This window comes from Pristimantibacillus sp. Z349TD_6 (assembly GCF_056173205.1).
In genome coordinates this window covers 293,980-316,390 of the sequence record NZ_CM149662.1, presented here as the reverse complement: position 1 = coordinate 316,390, position 22,411 = coordinate 293,980, and the positions used below count along the sequence as shown (strand labels likewise).

Below are 22,411 nucleotides of genomic sequence, written 5' to 3'. Positions count from 1 at the left end.
ACGGGCTTCTTTGTTATTGAATTTAGGATGGCAAAATAACAAGATAAAAGTATTCTAACTCACTTGCGTCAAATTCGCGCTTGCCAAGAGCTCATTGTAAGTTGTAATCTGCGGCTCCTTAGATCCGTAATAGAATGGGTTCGTAAAGGCGAGCAGCATTCCCGCTTCATCGCGAATATCAAAGCGATACCAGTTATACGCGCCTTCTTCCAAAGGTATATTCCATTCCAGCGCCGCTGGCGCTACTCCCGCAGCCGCCGCAGAAACTTCCTTCACGGATTCAGCAATACCGTTGTGAATTAAGGTTACTCGAGCGAACACATCACTCGCTACACTTAATGTGCAGTTCACTTCATGGAATGCAGCCTCGCTTTTCCCCAAACTAAACGCATCAGACAAATCACAGCCGAATCGGTAATCGCGGCCGCCGACTTGAATGGATGCTTTAAGCACGGGTCCGCGCGACACATAAACATGACCATTTTTCACGCCTTCTAATATGTTGTCGGCACTCAAATCATCACACCACACATACGTGGAAGGGTCGCCAATTAAAGAAGGAATAGGGCTATCTTCATATTTATCTGTAGGCAGCATGTGAGAGTCAGAACCGCCAATCCCCGTAATACGATATCCTTCATTCCAGCTTGCCGTCCATAGCTGCAATGCCTTCTCTGTAGCGACAGTGTTCGGAGAAAAGGTTGGATCATTCCATATTTCCATGGAGTGTAATCCCTTTAGCTGCGTCTCCCCATATAGCCATGCCCAAGGTGCCAGCATCGGATGATTTATGGAGCAGACCGCTCCTAGCTCTGCTGCTTCCTTCATCAATCGGTCCATTCCCTGCTGCGTCGTCAAGCCACCGTCTTGTGCAGTCGCTCTCCAATCAATCCATTTCCTTAGACCAAGTGCATTCCAATGCCCGTCACCAGCTGTGACCTCCACGCCGGGAATGACAAGTGCATCTCCTTTCGCCCATGATGTAGACAGTACATTGTGATCCGTCGCTACAAAGAAATCCAGACCCTGCTTCACCGCTTGCTCACGGTTCATTAGCTGCGTCATTTTGCCATCGGACAATATGGTATGCGTATGGAAATCTCCTTTATAATAGCGGCTCCCCATCTTCCACACCTTCGCCCAGTCGTATTTGTCCATCGTGACGCCAGCATTCAAATTGCCAGTGCTCCAATATTCGCGCTCACCCTGCATCTGTGTTGATTCATATTCTGCCGGCAGAGCGCCATATCCAAGCTCCCATTCTGCTTCGAACATTCTGCCCTCTTCATTTGAAACCTCAAGCGTCCATATGCCTTGAACGATGGGACCCGGCATCGCTATGGGACTCGTAAATTCTACCTGTTTATGAACGACGATTAGCCGCTCGTTTCCACCATCTAGGAAGCAGAAGCGAATATTGTTCTCCGCATCGAATAAATGCAATCTTCCCCATGAATTTTCCTTCTCATACGTAAAGCGAATCGCAAGCCAGTCGTACTCTTCTTCAACTGCAATCGGAAAATAGCTGTTATTCTGCTCCAGCTTAACGGAAATTTGTCCCTTATTCATGGTTATTCACCTTCCATATCCTACTTTTATTCGTGTAATTCTGTAACTATCCAAGAGTGCCTATTAATTTCCGATTCAGCTTAAAGCCGCCGATGCGGATCATGCCAAAAATAGTAACCATTAAACCTGCCCATCCAAAAAGTAGAAAGGGACTCACTGCAATTTTAAAATAGAGCCTGCTCTCTTACTCCATTTTCTCGTACCAGTAACCTTTTATTCCTTTTTCCATTCGCATAAGTGCCTCAAGGTAAAAGTAGTCTCCCCAGATCATAAAATCATCCGGCGCTGTATTGCCTCTTACATAATAAGAACCATGCTTTAATAACCCTTCTGCCTCTTCTCCCATCGTGGAGTAATGACGAACAAGTGAGGTCATCGACAAAATCAGTTTCCGTTCAAATTCTGCGCGATCTGGATCGTTATCGTCCAGATGGCTCATTAATTCCAGCAAGCCCGCGGCTGTAATCGCAGAGGCAGAGCTGTCTCGGTACGTCCCTTCCTCGACCTGAACATCAAAGTCCCAGTAAGCCACATCATCCTCAGGTAGCCGGGAAAGAAAGTAAGCTGCCATCCGTTTCGCTGTATCCAAATATGCCTTATTCCCGGTGTAGCGATAGGCAAGTGCAAAGCCATAAATACCCCATGCTTGGCCGCGAGCCCATGTCGATCCGTTTGTGTACCCTTGATGTGTTGCGCCGCCTAGCGCCTCACCGGTTTCTTCATTAAAAACGAAGGTATGATAGGAGCTGTCGTCACCTCGTACAAGGTAGCGGCGGCTTTGATCTGCCTGCTTAACGGCAACCTTATAATAACGCTCATCACCCGTTTGTTGATAAGCCCAAAATAACAATGGAAGATTCAAGAGGCAATCAATAATCATGCGCCCGCCATGCTTCTCGTCTCCAGCCAGTCCCCAAGCTTGAATGTATTGTCCTTTTTCTCTAAAGCGGCGCAAAAGCACGTCTGCTGCCTGTAATGTCAGCTCTCTTGCTTCCTTATCCCTCTCCAAAATCCACTGTGCTTTCGAGGATAAGGTGTATAAGAAACCGATGTCATGATGATCAAGCACAATATGCTCTTCCATACGATGCTTGAAGCTCTTTACCGTGAGCCGAGCAGCATCACGGTAAGCTTCATCTCCGGAATACTCGTAGCATAACCACAGCATTCCACTCCAAAATCCGTTTGTCCAATCTTCATTGTCATTGAGTTCATACTTGTCGTTGACACTGACATGCGGGAAGCGAACCCCAAAACGCTGGATGTTCTTTTTCGTCTTCTCCATTGCATCTTCAATTGCCGATTTCCACATGTCCTTCCATCCTCTCAGCTACCGATTTATCTGATCCAGCATTCTCTTTACAATAGCGGCTGCTTCCGCACGAGTCGCTAAAGCCGCAGGGTTAAATCTTTGCTGCTTGTCCCCTTGCAACAGTCTATTATTTACCGCTGATGCTATTTCCTTTACGCTCCATGGTGCTATATTTTGAGAATCCGTAAAAATATGAAGTTGAGCAGTATCTGCCCCCGTCATCCAGTCTGGTTGAATCTTACTCATGACGCGAGCAATCAGCACCGCCAATTCTTGGCGCGTAATGGTTTGCTCTGGCTTAAACGAGCCGTCTGCATAACCGTTCATCAGTCCAGCCTCATGCACTCGAATAATATCATTCTCGTACCAACTGCCCTGCATGTCGCTTGCATCGGTGTATGTTAGATTTGAGCCTTTCACACCGAGATCCAACATTCGAGAAATTATAGCAGCCATCTCTGCGCGAGTAATTTCCGCTTGAGGTGCGAAGGTATCTGCATTTCTTCCTTGCATAATAAACTTAGATGCCAAATATTGTGCATCATCCTTGACCCAGTGCTTCCCAAGATCCGCAAATGTCTTGTTTGCTTCAACCAACAGGTAGGTTTCGCCTGACAGGCCGTCAAAGGTTGCTTCTACACCGCTCCCAACCGCTTTTAGCTTCATTGGAACTGGAACAAGCGCTTTGCGCTCCTCGTCATAACGCAGCCCCGCCAAATGAGCCGGATTTGCTTTCGTTTCTATCTTCCATTTCATTTCCAGCTTTCCAGCATTAATCAAGCTGCCGTACATTCGCTGCAAGGAGTCCGCCTCCACTACAACTTGGTCTGCAATATGAACGAGTGAAGCACCTAATTTTTTGGCATGGTCTGTAATTGTTGTAACTGCGTCTTCAGCAATAGGCTCCATTCCGACTCGCACACCATTTGCCTCTTGAAGATTAGCCATCTGCTTTAGTGGAAAAGTAATAAACATATTGGACCCGCTCACAATTAGCATAGCTTCACGGTTCCACTCCAGCAGCTTCGAAACGGCAGCGGAGGTGAGCTGAACGCTCTGGGCTCCATTCGGTAGTGAAACTAAAATCTGCCCAGCCGCCAATTGCTCGTCTGTACTGACCATTTTTAATTCACTGCCAAGCATGCCTTGAACCCGTTCTTTTATCGTTATCTCATTTGAACCTGAACCTCCAACTGCCGGGCTCGGCGTTGGATCAGGAGTCGGTGTTGGTGTTGGTGTCGGATCAGGCTTTGGCGTTGGCTCCGGATCTGGTTTTACTTCCGCCGCCTCAATTACAATAGTCGCCGTCGCTTGATACCCTCCATCGACCGAAGCTGCAATAATCTCCACCTTGCCGGGCAGCACGCCTGTAACAACGGCTTGTCCATTATTAACTTGCATCGTTGCTAAGGCACGATGCTCATCGCTCATCGTCCAAACGATTTGTTTGTTTTTTGCATGATCGGGTTTTACAGCCGCTTCAAGCTTCACTTGCTTACCCTGCTTTAGCGCTGCTTCTGGTGGTGTAACAGTAATCTCCGTCACCTTTGCACCCTCAGATGCCTTCATCTTCACTTCCAAATATGGCGCAAACTCAGCGTTTTCTTTACTCTTGATCTGTGTATTCAAGCCTTTCACGCCTGGCTGCTCGATCAATGCTAAACTTAAACGCTGATCACGCAGCAGCTCCGCTTTTACGGTATTTGTCAGCTCGTATTCACGCCATTTATCAACCTTTTGGAAAGCAATTGTGGAGATGGCATCACCATAAGCCGGTTGATTGCCCCACACCATCTCGGTCTCTTTCCAAGAATCGTCCTCAACGCGGTGAATACCGATCAAATTAGAATCGTATTTGGCATCGCCATCATTTATTTTTCCGTAGACCTTCAGCTTTACAGACTCCATATCACCAGAGATGCTGCTGAGGTCAAACTTCATAAAGGATCGTTGTGTATACCCCTCGCCATATTCACGCACTTCAACATAATCTTTGGAGCCATTATTCACATTGGCATGATTTGCTCCACTACGAACGAAGGTATCCTCTATCACCGGAATTTTAAAGGTTTTGCCTTCTTCCGGCTGCATGGCTTCCATATCGATCGTTTGGCTCGGATCAACCTTCAACGTAATCGTATGGACTTTTCCTGCGGCTCCTTGCGTATGAATTGCCAAGCGAGTATACGGGAAAGTTTGTACGACCTGAATACTCGGATCTTGTGCAATGATCTGCAATCCTATTTTACCGAGGTCAACCGTTACCATGCCCTGCTTCTGTGTAGGTTCAGCAATCGCAAGGGTAAGCTCACTGCCTTTTTCCTTCATCATCATGGAAATAGGTTTATCCGTCTTTACATACTGGAAAGCAGACGCCTGCCAGAAATTCAAACCTGTAACCTGCTGCTTCGTTTCTTTTACAGCATGAACCTTCTCCGTTTTTGCCAGTACTTGGATGTCTGGATTCGCTTCATATGCAGCCGTTTGCTCCGGCGTCTTGCCCGGGAGCAGCACATATTCATAAGTGCCAGCTGTCGGCAATATGCCATGCTCAATGGCAAGGCTTAAATAATTACGCTTCACTACATCCGCTGGGCCGCCCTTATTAATTTCGCTCCATGCTCCCTCGCGCGCTTCACGTTTGCCTGTCACTTTTTCTCCCGAAGGGAATACGTATCCAATATCAGAACCGACCGCATTGCCCTCCATATGGGCCCATTTTACATCCGTCATTTGCTCCTGCCAGCCTAAGCTTATTGGCATCTCATGACCGTTCACAATAAGCTTATTGGTACCCGCTTCGGTCAGTTGACGGTTCTCAACGATTGTTTCAGTCATGCTCACTGTGTTGTTAACAATATCAGAGCCTAATGCAACCATTTCATCATCGAACAAGAACCATGATTTTTTCCCTTGCAAGGAGCTTCCTGTACTGCCTGCAAGCGAGAATTCCATACCTACAGCTCCATAGTAATCATCGATTACAGAACCGCCAACCCAATCCTTGCCGTTCATATAATTGCCCCATTCTGCGGGCTCTCTGTAAGAACGATCTGTTGTTGTTCCTGGCAGCCTATAGCTATCAATCGTTGGCCAATAATGATCACTAAACTGCTTCAAGTCGCTATTGTACACATTTGTCATTCCGATTCCGGTGTACCAGCCCTTCTTATTCTCGCCATTGCCATATTCAAACGCTGCAATGCGATCCGAGAACATACTGATAGAAAGCCCGAAGTCAGGACGAAGCTGAACCGCACGATCCATACCTGCGAACATTTGCGTATGCACCAGCTCGCCGCGAGGAGCAACGCTGTCATCCTGCATTAATTGCTTTAATAAATGAAGTTCATATAATGGCAATCCTTCGTAATAATTTTCGAATGTCGTGTCAGAACGTACCCATTCCTTCACCATACTTTTGGTTTCCTCTGCTATGGCTGGCGGGGCAGACTGAGCCAGTCGCAGAAGCGTCATTATAATGGAGCGCCCTGTAATATGATCAGAATCGGCAGCACGAGAAATGCTGCGACCTTTGACCGAGTCCAGAATCGCACCTTTATATAAAAGCGGTTCAAAAGAATCTTTTACCCAGTTATAAACATTGCTTGCACTCGGGTCTGAAACCGCCCACTCTGAATCTGCAAAAATATAAAATAAATCAGCCATACGTCCGAGCAATACCGCACCATAACCGCCAGTATACGCTATGCTTGTATGTTGAACGAGGGAACCATCCTCATAAAGCCCATCCCCCTTCTTCACATACAAGAACTCATCCGCAATCGAATCACGACCCTGCATGACTTTAGCGGCATGTTGACCTACAATCCCACGCAGCGTCACAACGAGTGCTTTATCAAGCAGGTTTGCTCCTGTCTCAATCGTCGCTGAATTCGCTACACGTTTTTTGGGGTCGGGCACGAACTTATCAATTGCTTCAATATATTTTGCAATTAAATCTGGCGGAATTGCATCATACATGAGCGACAGGATATTCATAATTTCCTGCGGTGTTCCGATCTCCCAATCCCACCAGTTGCCTGTAATCTTCTTGCTGGAATTGTATTGATATTTCAGCATCCATTCCATCGCCTGAATAATATCGTTTTTCAAGTCTTCATTTTCAAAAAGAGAGGAGCCTTTCATTGAATAAGCCAGCGAGAGATCTCGAATAATGCCGTACGCCCAGGAAATTCGCCACGAATCATTCTGTGTTTTGCTGATGACGTCTTCCCATAATACATCCGCATCAGCAGCTTTATTCAGCTTGTCCCATCTTCCGGTACCTTCTTTATTCGTCATTCGGTTTACTAAGGCTTCAACATTTGCAGCAAGCTCAGGATCATTCATATCGATCCCTTCTCCGCCAACCAGCTTTGCCGCCCATTTTTTGCGAAGCGTTTCATACGCTTTTTTCTGCGCTTCCGATTGTACCGTAATGAAGCTTTGTGCGGATACTCTACGATCGCTCGTCGCAGCCGTAATCACCGCCGTACCATAATCATGAGCTGTTACTTCACCGTTTTGAACCGTTGCTACTAGCGAATTGGAGGAGCTCCAAATCAGGTCGTCCATCGGCGCATTCGCAGGTGCCACAGTAGGAACCAGCTGGACTTTTTGCTCCTTATCCATGTTCACGTTTTTTGGATTAAGCTCGATGGACGTAATATCTTTGAATGGAGAGAGCGTTACATCGTCAATCCAAAGCGTTCCTGTACCCGTCTCAAAAAATATTTCAACCTTAAAGCTAGCAATTTGCGGCGTATCTGGAACCTGCAGCAGCAGTTCATAAGGTGTCCAATCCGTTGTCCCTCTTACATAAGGAAGATAAGGACCGTCCTCAATCTTTTTCCCATCAGCACCGCAATACTGCGTACGAATATATACGCCTTTACTCACATTTTCCGGCAGCACTTGATCCGTCTTCATCCAAGCCTGCAGCTTATAGGTCTGCCCTGGTGTAATCGGAACAAGCGGATCAGGAACGATGTCTGTTCTAGCAAGCTTGTCGTGCTTTACTTGCACTGAACGTGCTCCCGTGTGATAAACAGCCTCTGTAACGGATACATTCTGATTGCCTTCCATTGCGCGCCATACGCCCCAGCCCGCTGGTCTTCCTCCATCCTGCCAACCTTTATCCGGAATTAAGTTGCCTTCTTCAAAGCCGCCATTAGCAATCAAATTGACCATCGTATTCGGACTCGCAACCGCTTGTTCGCCAAGTATAGGCAGCCCCGCAAACAAAAGCTGAAATGCCATACAGCATACCACTACAATTGAAATAGACCTCTTCCTGATATTCATGAATGAACCCTCTCCAATCTCCAGTTCATAATGGTATTACTTTGCAATACTTTGTACTACCCCAAATCAGGTGTATCTTGAAGCGTCACTTGCAGCGTCTTCGCTCCATGCAGCTCGAACACTACAATTTCATTTGAACCGGTACGAAGCAGCGGACCTGGAACATAAAGCGTCTTCTGCGGTCCTGCTTCCCAGTAACGTCCAAGGTTGAAACCATTTACGAATACAATTCCTTTGGTCCAGCCTTCAAGTGCCAGGAAGGTATCTGCAATATCCGACTCCTGCTCGATGTGGAAGGAGCCTTGGTAGAAGGTTGGTCCATTTATGTCTTGTACTCGCTCTTCAAAAGCAGGCGCTTGCTCAAGTTGAGCAATATTATGAAGCGGCAGCGAATGCATTGTCCAATCAAATAGAAATTGGAAGCCTAATCTCACCCCTTCAGTAATCCCTTTATAATCTCGCAAATACGGTCCATAGTTGGTTCTGCCCATATTCTCGACTAGAATACGAAGCTCTGCCCCGCCCTCCGGCACATCAAACTCGATTGGCTGTGGGTCCCAGCGCTCTATAACACCCTTATATTCTCCGTCTAAAAATATGAGCGCGCGATCGTGAACCTCCTGCAAAACAAGTGAACAATTTAGTCTTGGGCCCGAAACTTTTGTTGTATATAAAATAAATCCATAATCTTGTCCGAGCTTCTCCATCGGTTCAGGGCAAGCGCGCTGCACCGGTGTCGACAGCAACGGCAGCACATCGAACAACGGCGCAACCGGCTTCATTTGAACATGGCCATATGCCATTTTGCGAACAGGCTCCGGAAGCGGCATTAACGCCGTGCCAAAATGTTTTGCAATTAGCTCCCTTAACAGGACGTATTTCTCCGTAATATCCCCCCACTCCGTTAGTGGACTATCATAGTCGTAGCTCGTTACCGTCGGCTCATATTTCCCATGGTTGTTGGCTCCATTATAGAATCCGAAATTCGTACCTCCATGGAACATATAGAAGTTAACCGATCCGCCAGCATTCAGCATATCCTCAAATACTTGCACCGCTTCCTGTGCATCCCGCGTATGATGCGGCTTGTTCCAGTGATCGAACCAACCATTCCAATACTCCATGCACATAAGCGGCTTGTCCGGCTGGACTTGCTTTAAGCTATTAAAAGCTTCCTCTGTTCTCGAACCAAAGTTTACGGTTTCAAGAACACCAGGAATCATCCCGCCCTGCAGCATAAAATCTTCCGGGCCATCTGAGGTAAACAGCAGAACGTCCATTCCGCGCGAAATCATGCTTTCCTTGATATGCTCAAGATACTTTAGATCATTGCCATAGCTGCCGTACTCATTCTCAATTTGCATTGCAATAATTGGACCGCCGTTTGTACATAACAAAGGCTTTAGCATCGGCAGCAGCACATCATAATAAGCATCTACTTTTGATAAAAATAACTCGTCATAGCAGCGTAAGCGCATTCCATCCTCAGCAAGCAGCCAAGCCGGCATGCCGCCGAACTCCCACTCCGCACAAATGTAAGGGCTTGGACGTACAATGACATGCAATTCCAGCTCTGCTGCTATCTCGATAAACGCTACAATATCCGCCATTCCCGTGAAACAGAACTTACCTTCCTGCGGCTCGTGCATATTCCATGCGACATACGTTTCAACTGTATTAAAACCGCAGGCTTTCAGCTTGAGCAATCGATCCTTCCAATACCCCGGAATAACACGGAAATAATGAATCGCCCCCGACAAAATCGTTATCGGTTTATCCTCATAAAGAAATTGATTACCTTGCACTTTGAATGATGCCATGTCACTTACTCCTCTGCTCATGAACTTGGTGTATTTAACTTGCCATGTCTACTTCGAATTTTCATGCTCGCCAATTAGACGGTTAATTTCCTCCCGCTTGCGGATATACCATTCCGTCTCACGCGGATATGCTTCAAAGGATAGTTCCTGCTCTAAGCCATCTTCGAGCAAAGCAATTACCGCTTCTCGTGAGGTACTCCTCTCTAGAAGTTCAAGCGCTCGCAGATCCTGCAATGCTTCTGTAAGCACCTCCAGCCTGATTGACTCAATTGGCCCTTCAGCACCTGGATATACGAGAAATGCATCCCCCGCTGGAAAACCGCCCCCAGCATCCGTCACTTGAAACGGATTAATTGGATACTTCGAGAACTGCGCATACCAGAAGTTGTAGCCCCAATGCAAGAAACCTGCAAGCTTCAGCTTGTACAACTGCATGCCTAATACACGATTGCGCGAAGACGGCATATGGAGAAAGCGATTAGACACGAGCTTATATTGGGCACAGCAATAATACGACCATAATCCCTCTACCCCGTGTTCAAGAAACGGCTGAATCGCATTGCTAGCCGGAATGGGATGCTTAATTAGACCACTTTCATAAAATTCATACTCTGAGAGTGCATCAATGATCGGAAATCCTTCCAAAATCGGTCCAATAAGCTCACTCGCTGCGCGATAGGTGTCCATGTCCGCAAGGTTTGGCTCATCCGACAGATGGAAATAAACCCGCTTCTCAAAACCATTTTCTTTTATAAATGACACTAACTCGTGCAAAAATAACGTAAGAAATTCGGTGTACTCTGAATCCTTGGAATCCGTATCCCAGCCAAACAGCTGCTTCTCCTGACCATCAACTGTGGCGACTACCTTCGGTGCATGCTTGGCACCCCATTGTGTAAAGAGATGAGAGAACTCAAAATATTTCACGCCGCTGCGGTCACATAGTGCAATCCAGCGCTTTAATTTTTCAAAAGTAAATCGGTAATCATCCCCCACGCATTCAACTTGAACGAGCTGCACGGTTGGGCGGTCACCCCCAATTTCCGTGTCTAACGGAGGGGTAAACAAAGGGGTCAAAATCATATTCATTCCATGTTTCACAGCGGTTTGGATGTATTGCTCAATCAAATGCCAATGGTACTCGCTAAATACGTCCGTCTTGTAGTAGGTAGCCAAGCAGTCAACATGGAACCATTCGGTATGGATAAGTGACTGCTCGGGCAGTGCTGCCGCAATTACCTCCAGCGTAAATGTTTCCTCGCCTACTTGCTCGCCGCTATCATTGATGAGATAGATACGAATATCAAATAAACCTGCTTTCGCATCCATCGGCACCTCGACAGTTATCCATAGAGAACGCCATTGGCTGGGATAACCGGTTAAACCACGGCTTGCATCAAATGGGATTAACGCATCTGGATACAAGCCGGGCGTGCTTCTCAGCACATATTCATCCGCATCGTGATAGCTCACCATATTGGCGGGTACCAGCTCTACCGTTCGTACGGTCAATGCTTGCTCAAGCTCGGACTCCACCCGAACCTGCAGCTGCCGCATAAGTACATCTGCCCGATATGCAACCTGGAACGAATAGGATTCACCAAGCAGTGCCGAGCCTCTAGTTACCGCAGCTGCAAGCAGTTCTTCATCGGCAAATACTTTGATCAATGAACTGATACATCTCGTTTCCAGCTGCAAAGCTCCATTTAACTTTTCCACTTCATATTCCTCCTACATGATCTAATAAAAAAGATAAGCCCGGTAAACTCGACTGACCTATTCGAACTTACCGGGCTTATTTACTTACTTGCTTGCTAACGCTTTGTAAGAATCACTTGTTTCTTTCAGATGCTGCTGGAAGCTGGCGTCGGCTTTAAGCCCGCTAATAAACTTGTCCCAGTCCTCCATGCTTGCTTTGCGAATGACAACGTTTGTGTACATATCAACAAACTTCTTCTGCCAATCGCCGCCTTTTTCCATCCATACTTCAGTCGTTGGCAGCCCTGCAGCAGGATTCTTAATTGAAGATGCTGAGATGGTATCTACCAGCTGGCGGTTGTAATCTCTAACTTCTGCTGGCATGCCAGGTCCTTCAGCACGTTGATATTTGTTGAAATAACCGGAAATCCATTGCGCAGTCGTCGCTGTACCATATGCTTTTTTCTTGCCTTCATCGGTTTGAACGATTGAACCATCTTCCGATACGGTATAATCCTTGTCTTTAATACCATAGGTAACGAGATTGTAGCCTTCTTCAGTCGCCGTTTCGTTATAAACCTCAAGAATTTTCTTCAGCTTGTCTTCACTAACCTTTTTGCTGACTAGGAACAACCCATAGTAGCCATATGCTTGTTCATTGTACTTTTTGCCGTCTGTGGCAGCTGGAATTTCATACGCCTTCAATTCTGCTTCAGGCTTAATTTTTTGCAGCTCTTGTCCGAAAATAAATGCTTCGTTAATATTGCCGAAGGAGATGCCCGCTTTGCCTTGAATCATCATTTCTTTCACTTGGCTTGGCTTCATTACGGGCAAGTCCGGCGTAATAAGACCATCGCCATACGCCTTGCTCCAGAATTCAAGCGCTTCTCTTGCTTCAGCTGTCAGCCAGTATGGCTCAAGACCGCCTTCAGCCGTTTCCTTCCACGCTGTACCTGCGCCAAACATCGTCATCATATAAGGGCTGACACTCGCTTGCACCATACCAAAGGTATCGTTTTTACCGTTGCCGTCCGGATCATTTTTTGTAAAAGCTTCTAACACTTTGTAGAGCTCATCCATCGTCGTTGGTGCTTTCAATCCCACTTTATCAAGCCAATCTTGACGAATAATGAGAGATTCATGTCCATCCAATGGGCGGACACGCGGAATACCGTAGGATTTCCCCTTGAACTTAATGTTCTCAATGGCATTCTCCGGATATCCTGCCAGGTTCGGATAATCCTGCAAGAACGGAGTCAAATCCCAGAATGCACCCTGCTCAATTGCGGTTGAGAATGCAGGATCATTGATATCCTCAATAAGAATGACATCAGGCAAGCTCTTGGAAGCAAGCAAAGCATTCAGCTTCTCTTTATAGCTATTAATCGGATAAAAATCGATGCTCAGCTTTACATTTAGTTTTTCGTTGAGCTGCTGGACACTTTCGAGATCACTGCTTGGAGATTCACCATAAGTCATCGTGCCGATATTAATATCAACCGGCTTTTGTTTACCCTCTTTATTGCCGGCCGATTTAGCTTCGCCACCATTCGAACAGCCAATTAAACTTGTCGTAAGAACGAGCGTCAAAAGCGTTATGCCAAAGCTACTTTTTTTCATTTTTAAAACCCTCCCTTATTTGTAGTAAACCCCTATATAATGGTCGTTTATCCGTTAACCCTTTACGGAACCAACCAGCATACCTTTTACAAAATACTTTTGCAGGAACGGATACACCATAATGATAGGCAGAGACGCAACAACTACCGCTGCCATCTTGATCGTCTCTGGAGGGAGCATTTGCTCACTCTGCAGCATTGCCGCTACGGATGGATCCGCTATATTGGTTGAAGCTTGAATCAGCATCATTTGCAGCACAACCTGCATCGGACGAAGTTCATCCGAGTTAATGTACAATACGCCGTTGAAGTACGTATTCCAGAAGCCTACTGCAAAGAATAGCCCGAACGCAGCGACTGCTGGCATCGAAATCGGAAACATAATTCGAAAGAAAACCCCAATATCATTGCATCCATCGATCTTCGCTGCTTCCTCCAGCTCCTCCGGCAATTCCTGATAGAAATTTCTCATCAAAAATACGTACCAAGCGCTCGTAATAGCTGGCAAAATCAATGCCCACACGGTATCGATTAGCCCCAAGCTTTCAACCAAAAGAAAGTTCGGAATCATACCCGGGTTGAACAGCATCGTCATTAGAATCGCAACGAGGAAAAACTTTTTACCGAAAAACCGTCTCCGCGACAAGGCATAAGCCAAAGCGCTTGTAACGATAATACCGATTGCCGAACCCACAACAGCCAAGAAGCCGCTGACCCCTAATGAACGCATAAACATTGGAGTCGATAAAATGTACTTATAAGAGGAAAGGCTCCACTTCTCTGGAATTATAATTAACGACTTTCTCAAATACTCCGAAGGGTCTGTAAAGGAAACAACAATGACATACAGAAAAGGCAGCAGCGTGATGAGTCCAATTAGACCAAGCGCCGTATAAATAATGCCGTTTGTCACTTTATAACCGAGGGACTTATGCATTAGTAAAGACCCTCCTCACCGAATTTTTTCGCTAAACGATTGGCTGTAACGACAAGGATAAGACCAACCACCGATTTAAATATGCCCACGACCGTCGCATAACTGAAACGACCATTTTGAATGCCTGTTCGGTATACATACGTATCGAATACATCAGCCACATGTGAAACGGGAGAACTCATCATCAAGTAAATTTGTTCAAACCCTACCTCCATTACTTGTCCAAGCCGCAAAATGAGCAATACAATAATTGTGCTCTTAATGCACGGCAGCGTAACATTCACGATTTGCTTCCAACGGTTTGCACCATCAATTTGCGCCGCCTCATACAAGTCTTGATTAATACCCGCAATGGCAGCGAGGAAAATAATTGTGCCCCAGCCTGCTTCTTTCCAAATGCTCTGTGCAGTCAACAAACCCCAGAAGTAATTCGGCTCCGTCAAGAAACCGATCGGCTTGCCGCCTAATTCGACAATAATCTTGTTAATAATACCATCGCTTTGTCCGAGAATTATAAAGCAAATCCCTGCAATAATGACCCAAGACAAAAAGTGCGGTAAATAAATAATCGTTTGAATCGTTTTCTTAAATGCCCGATTGTGAACCTCATTAATGAGAATAGCGAGAACAATGGGAATCGGGAAAAAGAAAACGATGTTCAGCAAGCTAATCGCCATCGTATTTCTAAATAAAAGCAGGAAGTCTGGATTCGTGAAAAACTCATTAAAATATTTGAATCCGACCCACTCGCTTTGCCAGAAGCCTAAGTATGGGGAATAGTTTTTAAAGGCTAACGCCAGCCCCCATATGGGCAAGTACTTGAAAATAAGAAAGAAGAGAATACCCGGAAGTGCTAATACGTACAAATATTTTTCTCGGCCTAAAATGACTTTAAATTGAGACCACTTTGAATCTCTCGTTTTTTGCCACTTAGGTTCATGTCCTTGTGATAAACTTGCGTTCGCTAATTCAGGATTAGATTGCGGCAAGGGTTTCACCACCTCCAACAATTTTGTTTAAACTTGGCTGCTCATATGGTTTCATGTCTGCATCTTACAAGCCGAAGCTTCCGCCGGGCAATGACCAATTCTTATTCGCTCAGAATATCTGAGCAATAATTGAGAATCCCTTGCTGCTGCTGGGTTTGTGGCTGCTTCGAGTCTCATTAATTAATCTCTTTAACCCCTGCCAGATTATAAATTCGCACCCCATAAAATCAAAAAAAGGCTTGCAAGATGGAGAGGTTACAATTCTCTCACTCTTAGCAAAGCCTTTTTGAAATAAGCCTATTCGATTTTGTATGGCAATTTACTTGCGATGCATTTCTCGGTATTGTCCCGGAGGCAATCCAACCTGCTTCTTAAATACACGAATGAAATTTTTAGGGTTGTAGCCTACCTGCTCTGCTATTTCATTCACCATCAAATCTGTTGCTTCCAGCAGCTCCTTAGCCTTCTCTACACGAACTTGTGTGAGGTACTCAATAAAGGAGATGTCCATCGTTCGCTTAAACAGCTTGCTTAAATATTGAGGAGTCAGATTGCAAATCTGTGCGCACTGATCCAGAGAAATATCAAGATTATAATTTGCCGCAATATAGTCTGTAACTTTTTCAATAAGCTGCTCATACTCTTGATTCCGCTTGCCGCTCAAGGACATCATAATCGGTTCAAATATACGATCTATCAGCCACTCATTAATGGAATGAATCGTTGCACATGATCTCATATCGAAATTGAGCTCACTAGCGGTTCTTCCAAACAGCTGCTCTGGACTCATGTTCATTAAGTAGACGGTTCGTAGAGTCGTAGACAACAATTGATCGTACGACATCCTAATAAGCTCGGGATTATGCACAGCAGATTGCACTTTATCGGAAAAAGCATCAAGCAAACGCTTCGTTTCAGTGAGATCACCGACCTGCAATGAATCGATAAGATGGTTCTCGATCTCTGCTGGATAACGATACATCATTGAAACCGCAAGCCCTTTGCTCTCAATAATCTGATTGCCGCCATTAATCATCCGCGAATAAATAGCAAGCTGCGCTTCACGATATAAATCGGGCAGTTCCTCTACCTGCGAGGCTGCACGGCTTAACCCAATCGTTGCTGGAGATTGCAGAAAATGAGTGATCTGCTGTCGTATTTTTTCAATGCCAGACTTCAAATTGTTTGACCATGCATTCATTTCTTCATCTTCTGTCCACAGCCAAACCACTACTTGATCATTTAATCCATTAATGACCAAGCCTTCTAGCTGCTGCTGCTCCAGCAATTCTGTCGTCATATTTTTTATAATAAACAAAATTAAATCTTTATCCGACTCTTGAAACTTGCCTGCGTCCGATAGGTGATCATATGAAATAATAAAGACAGCTGCGCATTGTGTCTCTGGAATAGCGTATCTGCGCAGAAGCTCATGCAAATGTTCACGTCGTTCATGACTAAATTGCCCTTCCAATAGCCTTAAAGCAAACAACTCCCGAATAAGCGGAAACTGCTGATTGATTTGGCCTTCCAGCTGACTCGCCTTACTGTTAATTTCCTTCCACCGCTGCTGCACATAATTAAATTCGTCTGTCCCCATATCCGCTTGTTGATTATCACTAATATGAGAGACCAGCTTCCGAATCGGACTATATACCCTTTTCGTGCCGATCATCGCGAGCGCAATTCCCGCAGCAAGAACAACAAGCACGATGCCAATCGTTATACCCGCAATCTTCCTTGCGCTGCTGTAAAGCTCCGCTGTTGGAATCATATCCACAAACAGCAGCTTCTTGATTGGGGATACCATAGAAGTAACTAAGTACTCCCGGCCCTGCCATTGATATAAAAACTCTTGCTTGCCCTCATGTGCAACCGTTATCAACTCAAACAAATCTTTAGGCACTTCAGATCCATTCATATGGAATATGAGCTGGCCGCCTTCATCGATTACAAACATATGCTGGTTCTTGTATTTCACAAATTTTGCAGTTAGAGATTCAAACGCTTTATTATCAATAATGACTTGAATAAGACCGATTGGATCTTTTGTATGTAAAGGAATTGTACTCGTTAAGGTAATACCAGAATCGTACACTTGACCGCCTTGGGAATAACCAGCCTGCCAAACTAATTGCTGTTTGTTTTCCAGCAGCTTCTCATACTTTTCCCGTTCCACTGCCGACTCCATTTTTTTGCCACCGTAAGTAGACGAAATTAAGTAATTCTCGTCCAATGTATATAACGAAATATCCTTAACAAGTGGGTTTCCGTTCATAAAAGCCAACATGTTCTGATAGATATTCGAATAAAATCCAGAATAATTGGTACGTTTCATTTCCTTCAAGTCTGAAGTGAAGAACGAACTCATCTCCAGCTGAATTAAGTTATTCTCTACTCTTTCAAGCCCATTATCGATGGTCTCTGAAGCGTAGCTTAAGACCTGGGTAATGTCTTGGCTGGCATTATCTTTAGCCGTTTTGGAAGTTAAAATATAGCTGGTGATCCCAAGGATAATGATAGGAATGATTGATGATAATAACGTAAAAACAATCATTTTGCGATAAAATGATGGATACTTCAGAAAGCTTTTACGATTAATTATTCGGTTACCCTCTATAAGCTTCATTCTGTCGACTCCTATGTTGATAGACTTTGCTCCTCAGCACAGCGTACAAATCATTTGAAATGAAGTCAATAATTATTAATGAATTTATCCAATTTGCATGCTGCTGAACAAATGTCCACGCAAACAGCATAGCATTGCAATACTATAACTATAGAGATGCACTAGTGAAATAGAAGAATAAACGACTGTTATTGTCAGTGTCAAACCTTTACTAGCCTATTTGCATTGTCTATATGATTAAGAATAGGGTGGGTGATATCGTTATGCTCTATACAGCTCTTGGAGATTCTATTACCTATGGGGAGAATGCCTCCTCACTCGCAAAAGCATATCCCCAACTAGCCGTTGCCGCTTTAAATTCACGCTCCCGTTCCCGCAGGGCAACTGGATATGTATTAGCTCGTCCGGGCTGGACCAGTCATGATCTATTAAACGCAGTCATCTGGAAGGGTTCCTCAGCTATTAGCAAATCCGATGTTGTTTCTGTCTGGATTGGAGGGGTAGATTTAGCAAACGCTGCATTGTCTTCGATTAAGAACCAACAGCAAATAGCTATAAAACCGATCTTAACTCCCTACAGGCAAAATTTACGAGCCATTCTCGCTCATATAAAAAGCGTGAGTAACGCCCGTATTATTTGCTGCACGCAATATAATCCGTTTCCGAATAGTTCTCTAGCAGCTGCTGCTATCGACCAATTAAATTACACGACGATAGAGGTTGCCCAAAGCTATCATGCACAAATCGCTCCCGCTCATAGATGGTTTGAAGGAAAACAAGCCTCACTAATCTATGGCTATCGTAATGGGAGATTAGAAGATGCATTGAGCGGTACTCTGCCTATCCATCCCAATGATCGGGGTCATCAAGTGATCGCAAACGGATTAATCCCCTATCTTGCTTCTCGCAGTTAGTTTTAGAAATAAAAAAATGACACCTTCCCTCTAATGGGTTGGTGTCATTTTTTGAAATTCGTTTGAGATGCTCCTAAAGAACACCCACAACGACAAGCACCCAGCCAATCATAAATGAAAGTCCGCCTAGCGGTGTAATTGGACCAAGAAACCGGGCTTTGGCAACACTCAGCACATATAGGCTACCTGAGAATAAAATAATTCCCGCTACCAAAAACCAGCCTCCGGTAACGATAAGCTGAACATCTGGATACTGTCCTACCAGCAGTCCAATTAATATCAAGCCTAATGCATGCGCAATATGGTACTGCACGCCTACCTCATATACCTTTAGCTTATCCGCTGTTACTTTACTTTTCAGCGCGTGTGCGCCGAACGCACCAATAGCAACCGCCAGCACCATCAAAATACTGCCGAGTATTACAAATGTTTGCATAAAAATATCCCACCTCATCTTTCAAGTCGTACATTTAGCATATCATGATTGATCGAGGGAGGGAATTGCTCTCCTAGGTTTCATCCTATTAGACAACAGCACTCTATTTATTTTTCCTTACATAATAATTTCCGATTGATTTACTGTTGCCAGAGGAGTAATGTAGTTTGGTATAGCATCAGGAGGCATCTACGTGAAATTCTTTCAATCTACCGCCACAGAGTGGCAGGGCTGGTCCCGCAATATTCGTTTATTTTTTCTAGCAAACATGTTATATCAAATCGGTACGGGCATGTTCTCGGTACTCTACAATTTGTACATTCACGAGCTCGGTTACCCCGATGCCATGAGCGGAAAAATCGTCAGTATGCAATCACTCGCAACCGCATTATGTTTCATTCCCATTGGCTTATTCGGCGATCGCGCCAGCCGCAAGCGCTTGCTCGTCATTGGCGCTCTTTGCAGCGGTGTGGTACTCGCTGGACGCTCATTATTTGAAACAGAAAGCAGCTTACTTACAATGGCCGTTCTGACCGGCTTATTTGCTGCCATCTTTCAGGTGCTTGCCATTCCCTTTCTCGCCACAAACGTAGCTAAAGCGGATCGACTGCGCATTTTCAGTATTTTTTCAGCATTTGTTCTCGCCTCTCAGGTCGGCGGCAGCCTTGGCGGAGGCGTCATTGCAGATATTATGCAGGCGGCAGGACTAAGTAAGCTGCTCTCCTTCAAAATCGTTTTACTAGCAGGCAGTATAGCGACAATTGCAGCATTTCTACCTTTGCAAGCCATTAGGGAATCTGCGCGCAGCCAGAAGGAAAGTGTTGAAGCAACTAACGAGCAGCCAGCTTCGAGCCAAACAGCTCATCCTAATAAAGAAATGTCATTTATTATTAAGTTCGCCTCCATACAGCTTTTGATTGGTATCGGATCGGGCCTTGTTGTTCCTTATTTGAATTTGTATTTCACCAATCGGTTCTCGATATCGCTTAGTGCGATGAGCTTATTGCTTTCATTAGGTCAAGTCATGACCATCATCTCTATGCTCATTGGCCCGTCGCTCGCCAATCGAGTTGGACAAGTGAAAGCGATCGTTATTTTTCAAACCTTATCGCTGCCATTCCTGCTATTAACAGGTTTTACAAACCTGTTACTCGTCGCTTCTATAAGCTTTCTATTCAGACAAGCGCTTATGAATGCAGCTAATCCGCTGCAATCGGCTATTTTGATCGACCGGGTTTCTGCAAAAAAGCAAAGCCTGGCTAACTCCTGTATGCAGACAGCTTTTATGCTTGGATGGGCTACGATGGGACCCATTCATTCACATCTTATTGCTACCTATGGCTACTACTGGGGGTACGCCATCACGTTCAGCATAACTGGAGCACTGTATGTCACGGCATCTATGCTATTTTTTATGTTGTTTCGGGAGAAAAAAACGGTAGCCGCAGTAAAAACGCCTTCGGCATCTATTTGACGCTAAAGCAGCTTTGACCGTTAATTATAAGTGACTTATAAGATGAAAACTTATACATTCTTATATTTCAAACAGAAAATCAGCCCTCAGATACAATCTGGGGGCTGATTTTTTTTCAATTATTTCCGCGCTGCAAGGAATGCATCAACTTGGCTTTGTACCTCTGCAATGATCTTATCGATTCCAGCGGCCTTGATTTTTTTCTGCAAATCTTCCAAGCCTTTATCTACATCCTTAATCGCACCGTATTCGAGTGGAATCGCATAACGAAGCATGACGTTGCTCACATTAGCCACTTCTGTTTTCACTTTACTGTTGTCGAATACAAAGGTTTCAAGCGGGTAGTGATATACCGTTGCTTCCCACGCTTTGCTCATGGCAGATGCCTCTTCTGGGAATGCCGCATCCGTACGATTGAGCGGCGAGTTAAAGCTCCAGTTGGAGAAGCCTGTATAGTTGGCAGTCTTGTCTGTCGACTTAAGTTTATCGTCGCCATCAGCTTCATAGTTCACGCCATCAATACCGTACATCATGAGATTATGAAGTTCTTTATCATTTTGCATCAAGTTAATGAACATGAGCGCACGTTCTGGATTTTTCGAAGTCGCATGAACCGATGTGCCATTTTGCGTAGCAACGGCTTGAGACTTTTTCTTAGCAGGCGTAATATCGGCAAGTGCAGCTTTATATGGAGAGTTTTCTCTTTCCATCGCTGCCTTCAAGGAACCGAGCGTACCCATATTATGAGTAATTGACGCCGTTTTGCCTTCTTTAAAATCCTGCTGGTGATCGTTTTTGTTGTTCAATACGTTTTTTGACCATGCATTATGGTCTGCAAGATCCTTATAGTAGTAGAGCAGCTGCTTGAACTCTTCTGTTTCATACACATTGAAAATTTTGCCCGTCTCGTCTGTCAGCTTAAATCCGATCGGAAGATCAAAATCAAGCATATTCCACTCACTTTGCTGCTTAAGCAAAATACGATCTAAATTGTGCAGCTTCCAATCCCCTGTTTCTGGAGTAAAGGGTACAATCCCCTTCTCATTTTCAGAAACCGCCTTTAAGTAATTCGCGTAAGCTTCAGGACTGTCGATCGCAGGAAGATTATATTTTACACGCAAATCTTCCCGGTACAAGACGAGCTTCTCAACGGACTCCCCGCTGTTCTGAGGAACCATGTACAGCTTGCCGTCTACCTTTGCTTGATCCCAGCTGGATTTCGGCATGATTTCCCAAGTTTCCGGCATGTATTTAGACAACATCTCTTCCGTTAGCTCTAAAAATCCGCCCTTCAACGCCTGATCATTATATCCAGCCCAGTTTGCGGAATAAATTAAGTCAAATTCTTCGTTGGCTGCTAGTTTCAGTGGATACTTTTGAGCCCAATCGGACCAATCTAGAAATTCGCCCTCAATTGTCGCATTAATTTTTTCCTTCAGCTTCTTATTAATTTCAGCAAAAACAGTATCATAATCTACCGGCTTCGGACCTACAAAAATCATTTTAAGCTTAACTTCCTTGGAAGTATCGATCCCCTCTTCTGCAGCGGCAGGCTGCTCAGTAGCCGGCTGTTCCGTAGCGGTCTCGGTTCCTTCGTTCGCTGGTTTCGGAGATGTGGCTTCTTTGTTGCTGTTGCCTGAGCATGCACTTAAAATGAAAACGAATGTTAGTACAAATGCCAGCCAAAGCGATTTTTTCTTAAACATG

The 22,411-nt window shown here is 45.0% G+C and carries 13 protein-coding genes; 2 read left to right on the top strand and 11 right to left on the bottom strand.

All coding sequences use genetic code 11. From position 1 onward, the window contains the following. Positions 1 to 54 precede the first annotated feature (54 nt). From AC0VYE_RS01485 to AC0VYE_RS01445, 9 genes are all read right to left on the bottom strand, one after another. Positions 55 to 1,569 carry a CehA/McbA family metallohydrolase gene (locus AC0VYE_RS01485; protein ID WP_475445575.1) on the bottom strand — a complete coding sequence of 505 codons (1,515 nt, stop codon included), beginning with the start codon at positions 1,567 to 1,569 and terminating at the stop codon, positions 55 to 57. 184 nt (positions 1,570 to 1,753) lie between these two features. Beyond that, entirely contained in the window at positions 1,754 to 2,881 is a 1,128-nt protein-coding gene (locus AC0VYE_RS01480; RefSeq protein WP_475445573.1) for a glycoside hydrolase family 88 protein, read from the bottom strand. Between the two features lie 18 nt (positions 2,882 to 2,899). After that, entirely contained in the window at positions 2,900 to 8,188 is a 5,289-nt protein-coding gene (locus tag AC0VYE_RS01475; RefSeq protein WP_475445571.1) for a polysaccharide lyase family 8 super-sandwich domain-containing protein, read from the bottom strand. Between the two features lie 56 nt (positions 8,189 to 8,244). After that, on the bottom strand, positions 8,245 to 10,008 hold the full coding sequence (locus AC0VYE_RS01470) for a glycoside hydrolase family 35 protein (RefSeq protein ID WP_475445569.1): 1,764 nt from the start codon (positions 10,006 to 10,008) through the stop codon (positions 8,245 to 8,247). A gap of 48 nt (positions 10,009 to 10,056) precedes the next feature. Next, a complete protein-coding gene (locus AC0VYE_RS01465) occupies positions 10,057 to 11,727 on the bottom strand; it encodes a DUF4091 domain-containing protein (protein ID WP_475445567.1) in 1,671 nt (556 codons plus the stop codon). An 84-nt stretch (positions 11,728 to 11,811) separates the two neighbouring features. Further along, positions 11,812 to 13,326: an extracellular solute-binding protein gene (locus AC0VYE_RS01460; protein WP_076270686.1), complete on the bottom strand. Its 1,515-nt coding sequence runs from the start codon at positions 13,324 to 13,326 to the stop codon at positions 11,812 to 11,814. Between the two features lie 54 nt (positions 13,327 to 13,380). Then, on the bottom strand, positions 13,381 to 14,262 hold the full coding sequence (locus AC0VYE_RS01455) for a carbohydrate ABC transporter permease (RefSeq protein WP_076270687.1): 882 nt from the start codon (positions 14,260 to 14,262) through the stop codon (positions 13,381 to 13,383). After that, complete coding sequence (locus AC0VYE_RS01450) at positions 14,262 to 15,251, bottom strand: ABC transporter permease (RefSeq protein ID WP_076270688.1); 990 nt, start codon at positions 15,249 to 15,251, stop codon at positions 14,262 to 14,264. Before AC0VYE_RS01450 ends, AC0VYE_RS01455 begins: the two co-directional genes overlap by 1 nt. A gap of 319 nt (positions 15,252 to 15,570) precedes the next feature. Beyond that, positions 15,571 to 17,880 (bottom strand): PDC sensor domain-containing protein, encoded by a 2,310-nt coding sequence (locus tag AC0VYE_RS01445; protein ID WP_475445564.1) that lies wholly within the window; start codon positions 17,878 to 17,880, stop codon positions 15,571 to 15,573. 263 nt (positions 17,881 to 18,143) lie between these two features. On the opposite strand from AC0VYE_RS01445, the gene AC0VYE_RS01440 reads away from it, so the two are divergent. Further along, positions 18,144 to 18,794: a GDSL-type esterase/lipase family protein gene (locus tag AC0VYE_RS01440; RefSeq protein ID WP_475445562.1), complete on the top strand. Its 651-nt coding sequence runs from the start codon at positions 18,144 to 18,146 to the stop codon at positions 18,792 to 18,794. A gap of 73 nt (positions 18,795 to 18,867) precedes the next feature. On the opposite strand, the gene AC0VYE_RS01435 is transcribed toward AC0VYE_RS01440, so the two are convergent. Next, positions 18,868 to 19,230, bottom strand: coding sequence for a DUF423 domain-containing protein (locus AC0VYE_RS01435; protein ID WP_475445560.1), 363 nt, complete (start codon positions 19,228 to 19,230; stop codon positions 18,868 to 18,870). A gap of 193 nt (positions 19,231 to 19,423) precedes the next feature. Between AC0VYE_RS01435 and AC0VYE_RS01430 the strand changes: the two genes are divergently transcribed. Next, positions 19,424 to 20,704 (top strand): MFS transporter, encoded by a 1,281-nt coding sequence (locus tag AC0VYE_RS01430; protein WP_475445558.1) that lies wholly within the window; start codon positions 19,424 to 19,426, stop codon positions 20,702 to 20,704. A gap of 119 nt (positions 20,705 to 20,823) precedes the next feature. On the opposite strand, the gene AC0VYE_RS01425 is transcribed toward AC0VYE_RS01430, so the two are convergent. After that, complete coding sequence (locus AC0VYE_RS01425; protein WP_475445556.1) at positions 20,824 to 22,410, bottom strand: ABC transporter substrate-binding protein; 1,587 nt, start codon at positions 22,408 to 22,410, stop codon at positions 20,824 to 20,826. Between the last annotated feature and the right edge of the window lies 1 nt (position 22,411).

Excerpts from the sequence above, each read along its gene's own strand:
- AC0VYE_RS01475 (WP_475445571.1), bottom strand. The coding sequence starts at position 8,188 with ATGAATATCAGGAAGAGGTCTATTTCAATTGTAGTGGTATGCTGTATG.
- AC0VYE_RS01425 (WP_475445556.1), bottom strand. The coding sequence starts at position 22,410 with ATGTTTAAGAAAAAATCGCTTTGGCTGGCATTTGTACTAACATTCGTT.
- AC0VYE_RS01440 (WP_475445562.1), top strand. The coding sequence starts at position 18,144 with ATGCTCTATACAGCTCTTGGAGATTCTATTACCTATGGGGAGAATGCC.
- AC0VYE_RS01480 (WP_475445573.1), bottom strand. The coding sequence starts at position 2,881 with ATGTGGAAATCGGCAATTGAAGATGCAATGGAGAAGACGAAAAAGAAC.
- AC0VYE_RS01435 (WP_475445560.1), bottom strand. The coding sequence starts at position 19,230 with ATGCAAACATTTGTAATACTCGGCAGTATTTTGATGGTGCTGGCGGTT.
- AC0VYE_RS01460 (WP_076270686.1), bottom strand. The coding sequence starts at position 13,326 with ATGAAAAAAAGTAGCTTTGGCATAACGCTTTTGACGCTCGTTCTTACG.
- AC0VYE_RS01485 (WP_475445575.1), bottom strand. The coding sequence starts at position 1,569 with ATGAATAAGGGACAAATTTCCGTTAAGCTGGAGCAGAATAACAGCTAT.
- AC0VYE_RS01470 (WP_475445569.1), bottom strand. The coding sequence starts at position 10,008 with ATGGCATCATTCAAAGTGCAAGGTAATCAATTTCTTTATGAGGATAAA.
- AC0VYE_RS01455 (WP_076270687.1), bottom strand. The coding sequence starts at position 14,262 with ATGCATAAGTCCCTCGGTTATAAAGTGACAAACGGCATTATTTATACG.
- AC0VYE_RS01445 (WP_475445564.1), bottom strand. The coding sequence starts at position 17,880 with ATGAAGCTTATAGAGGGTAACCGAATAATTAATCGTAAAAGCTTTCTG.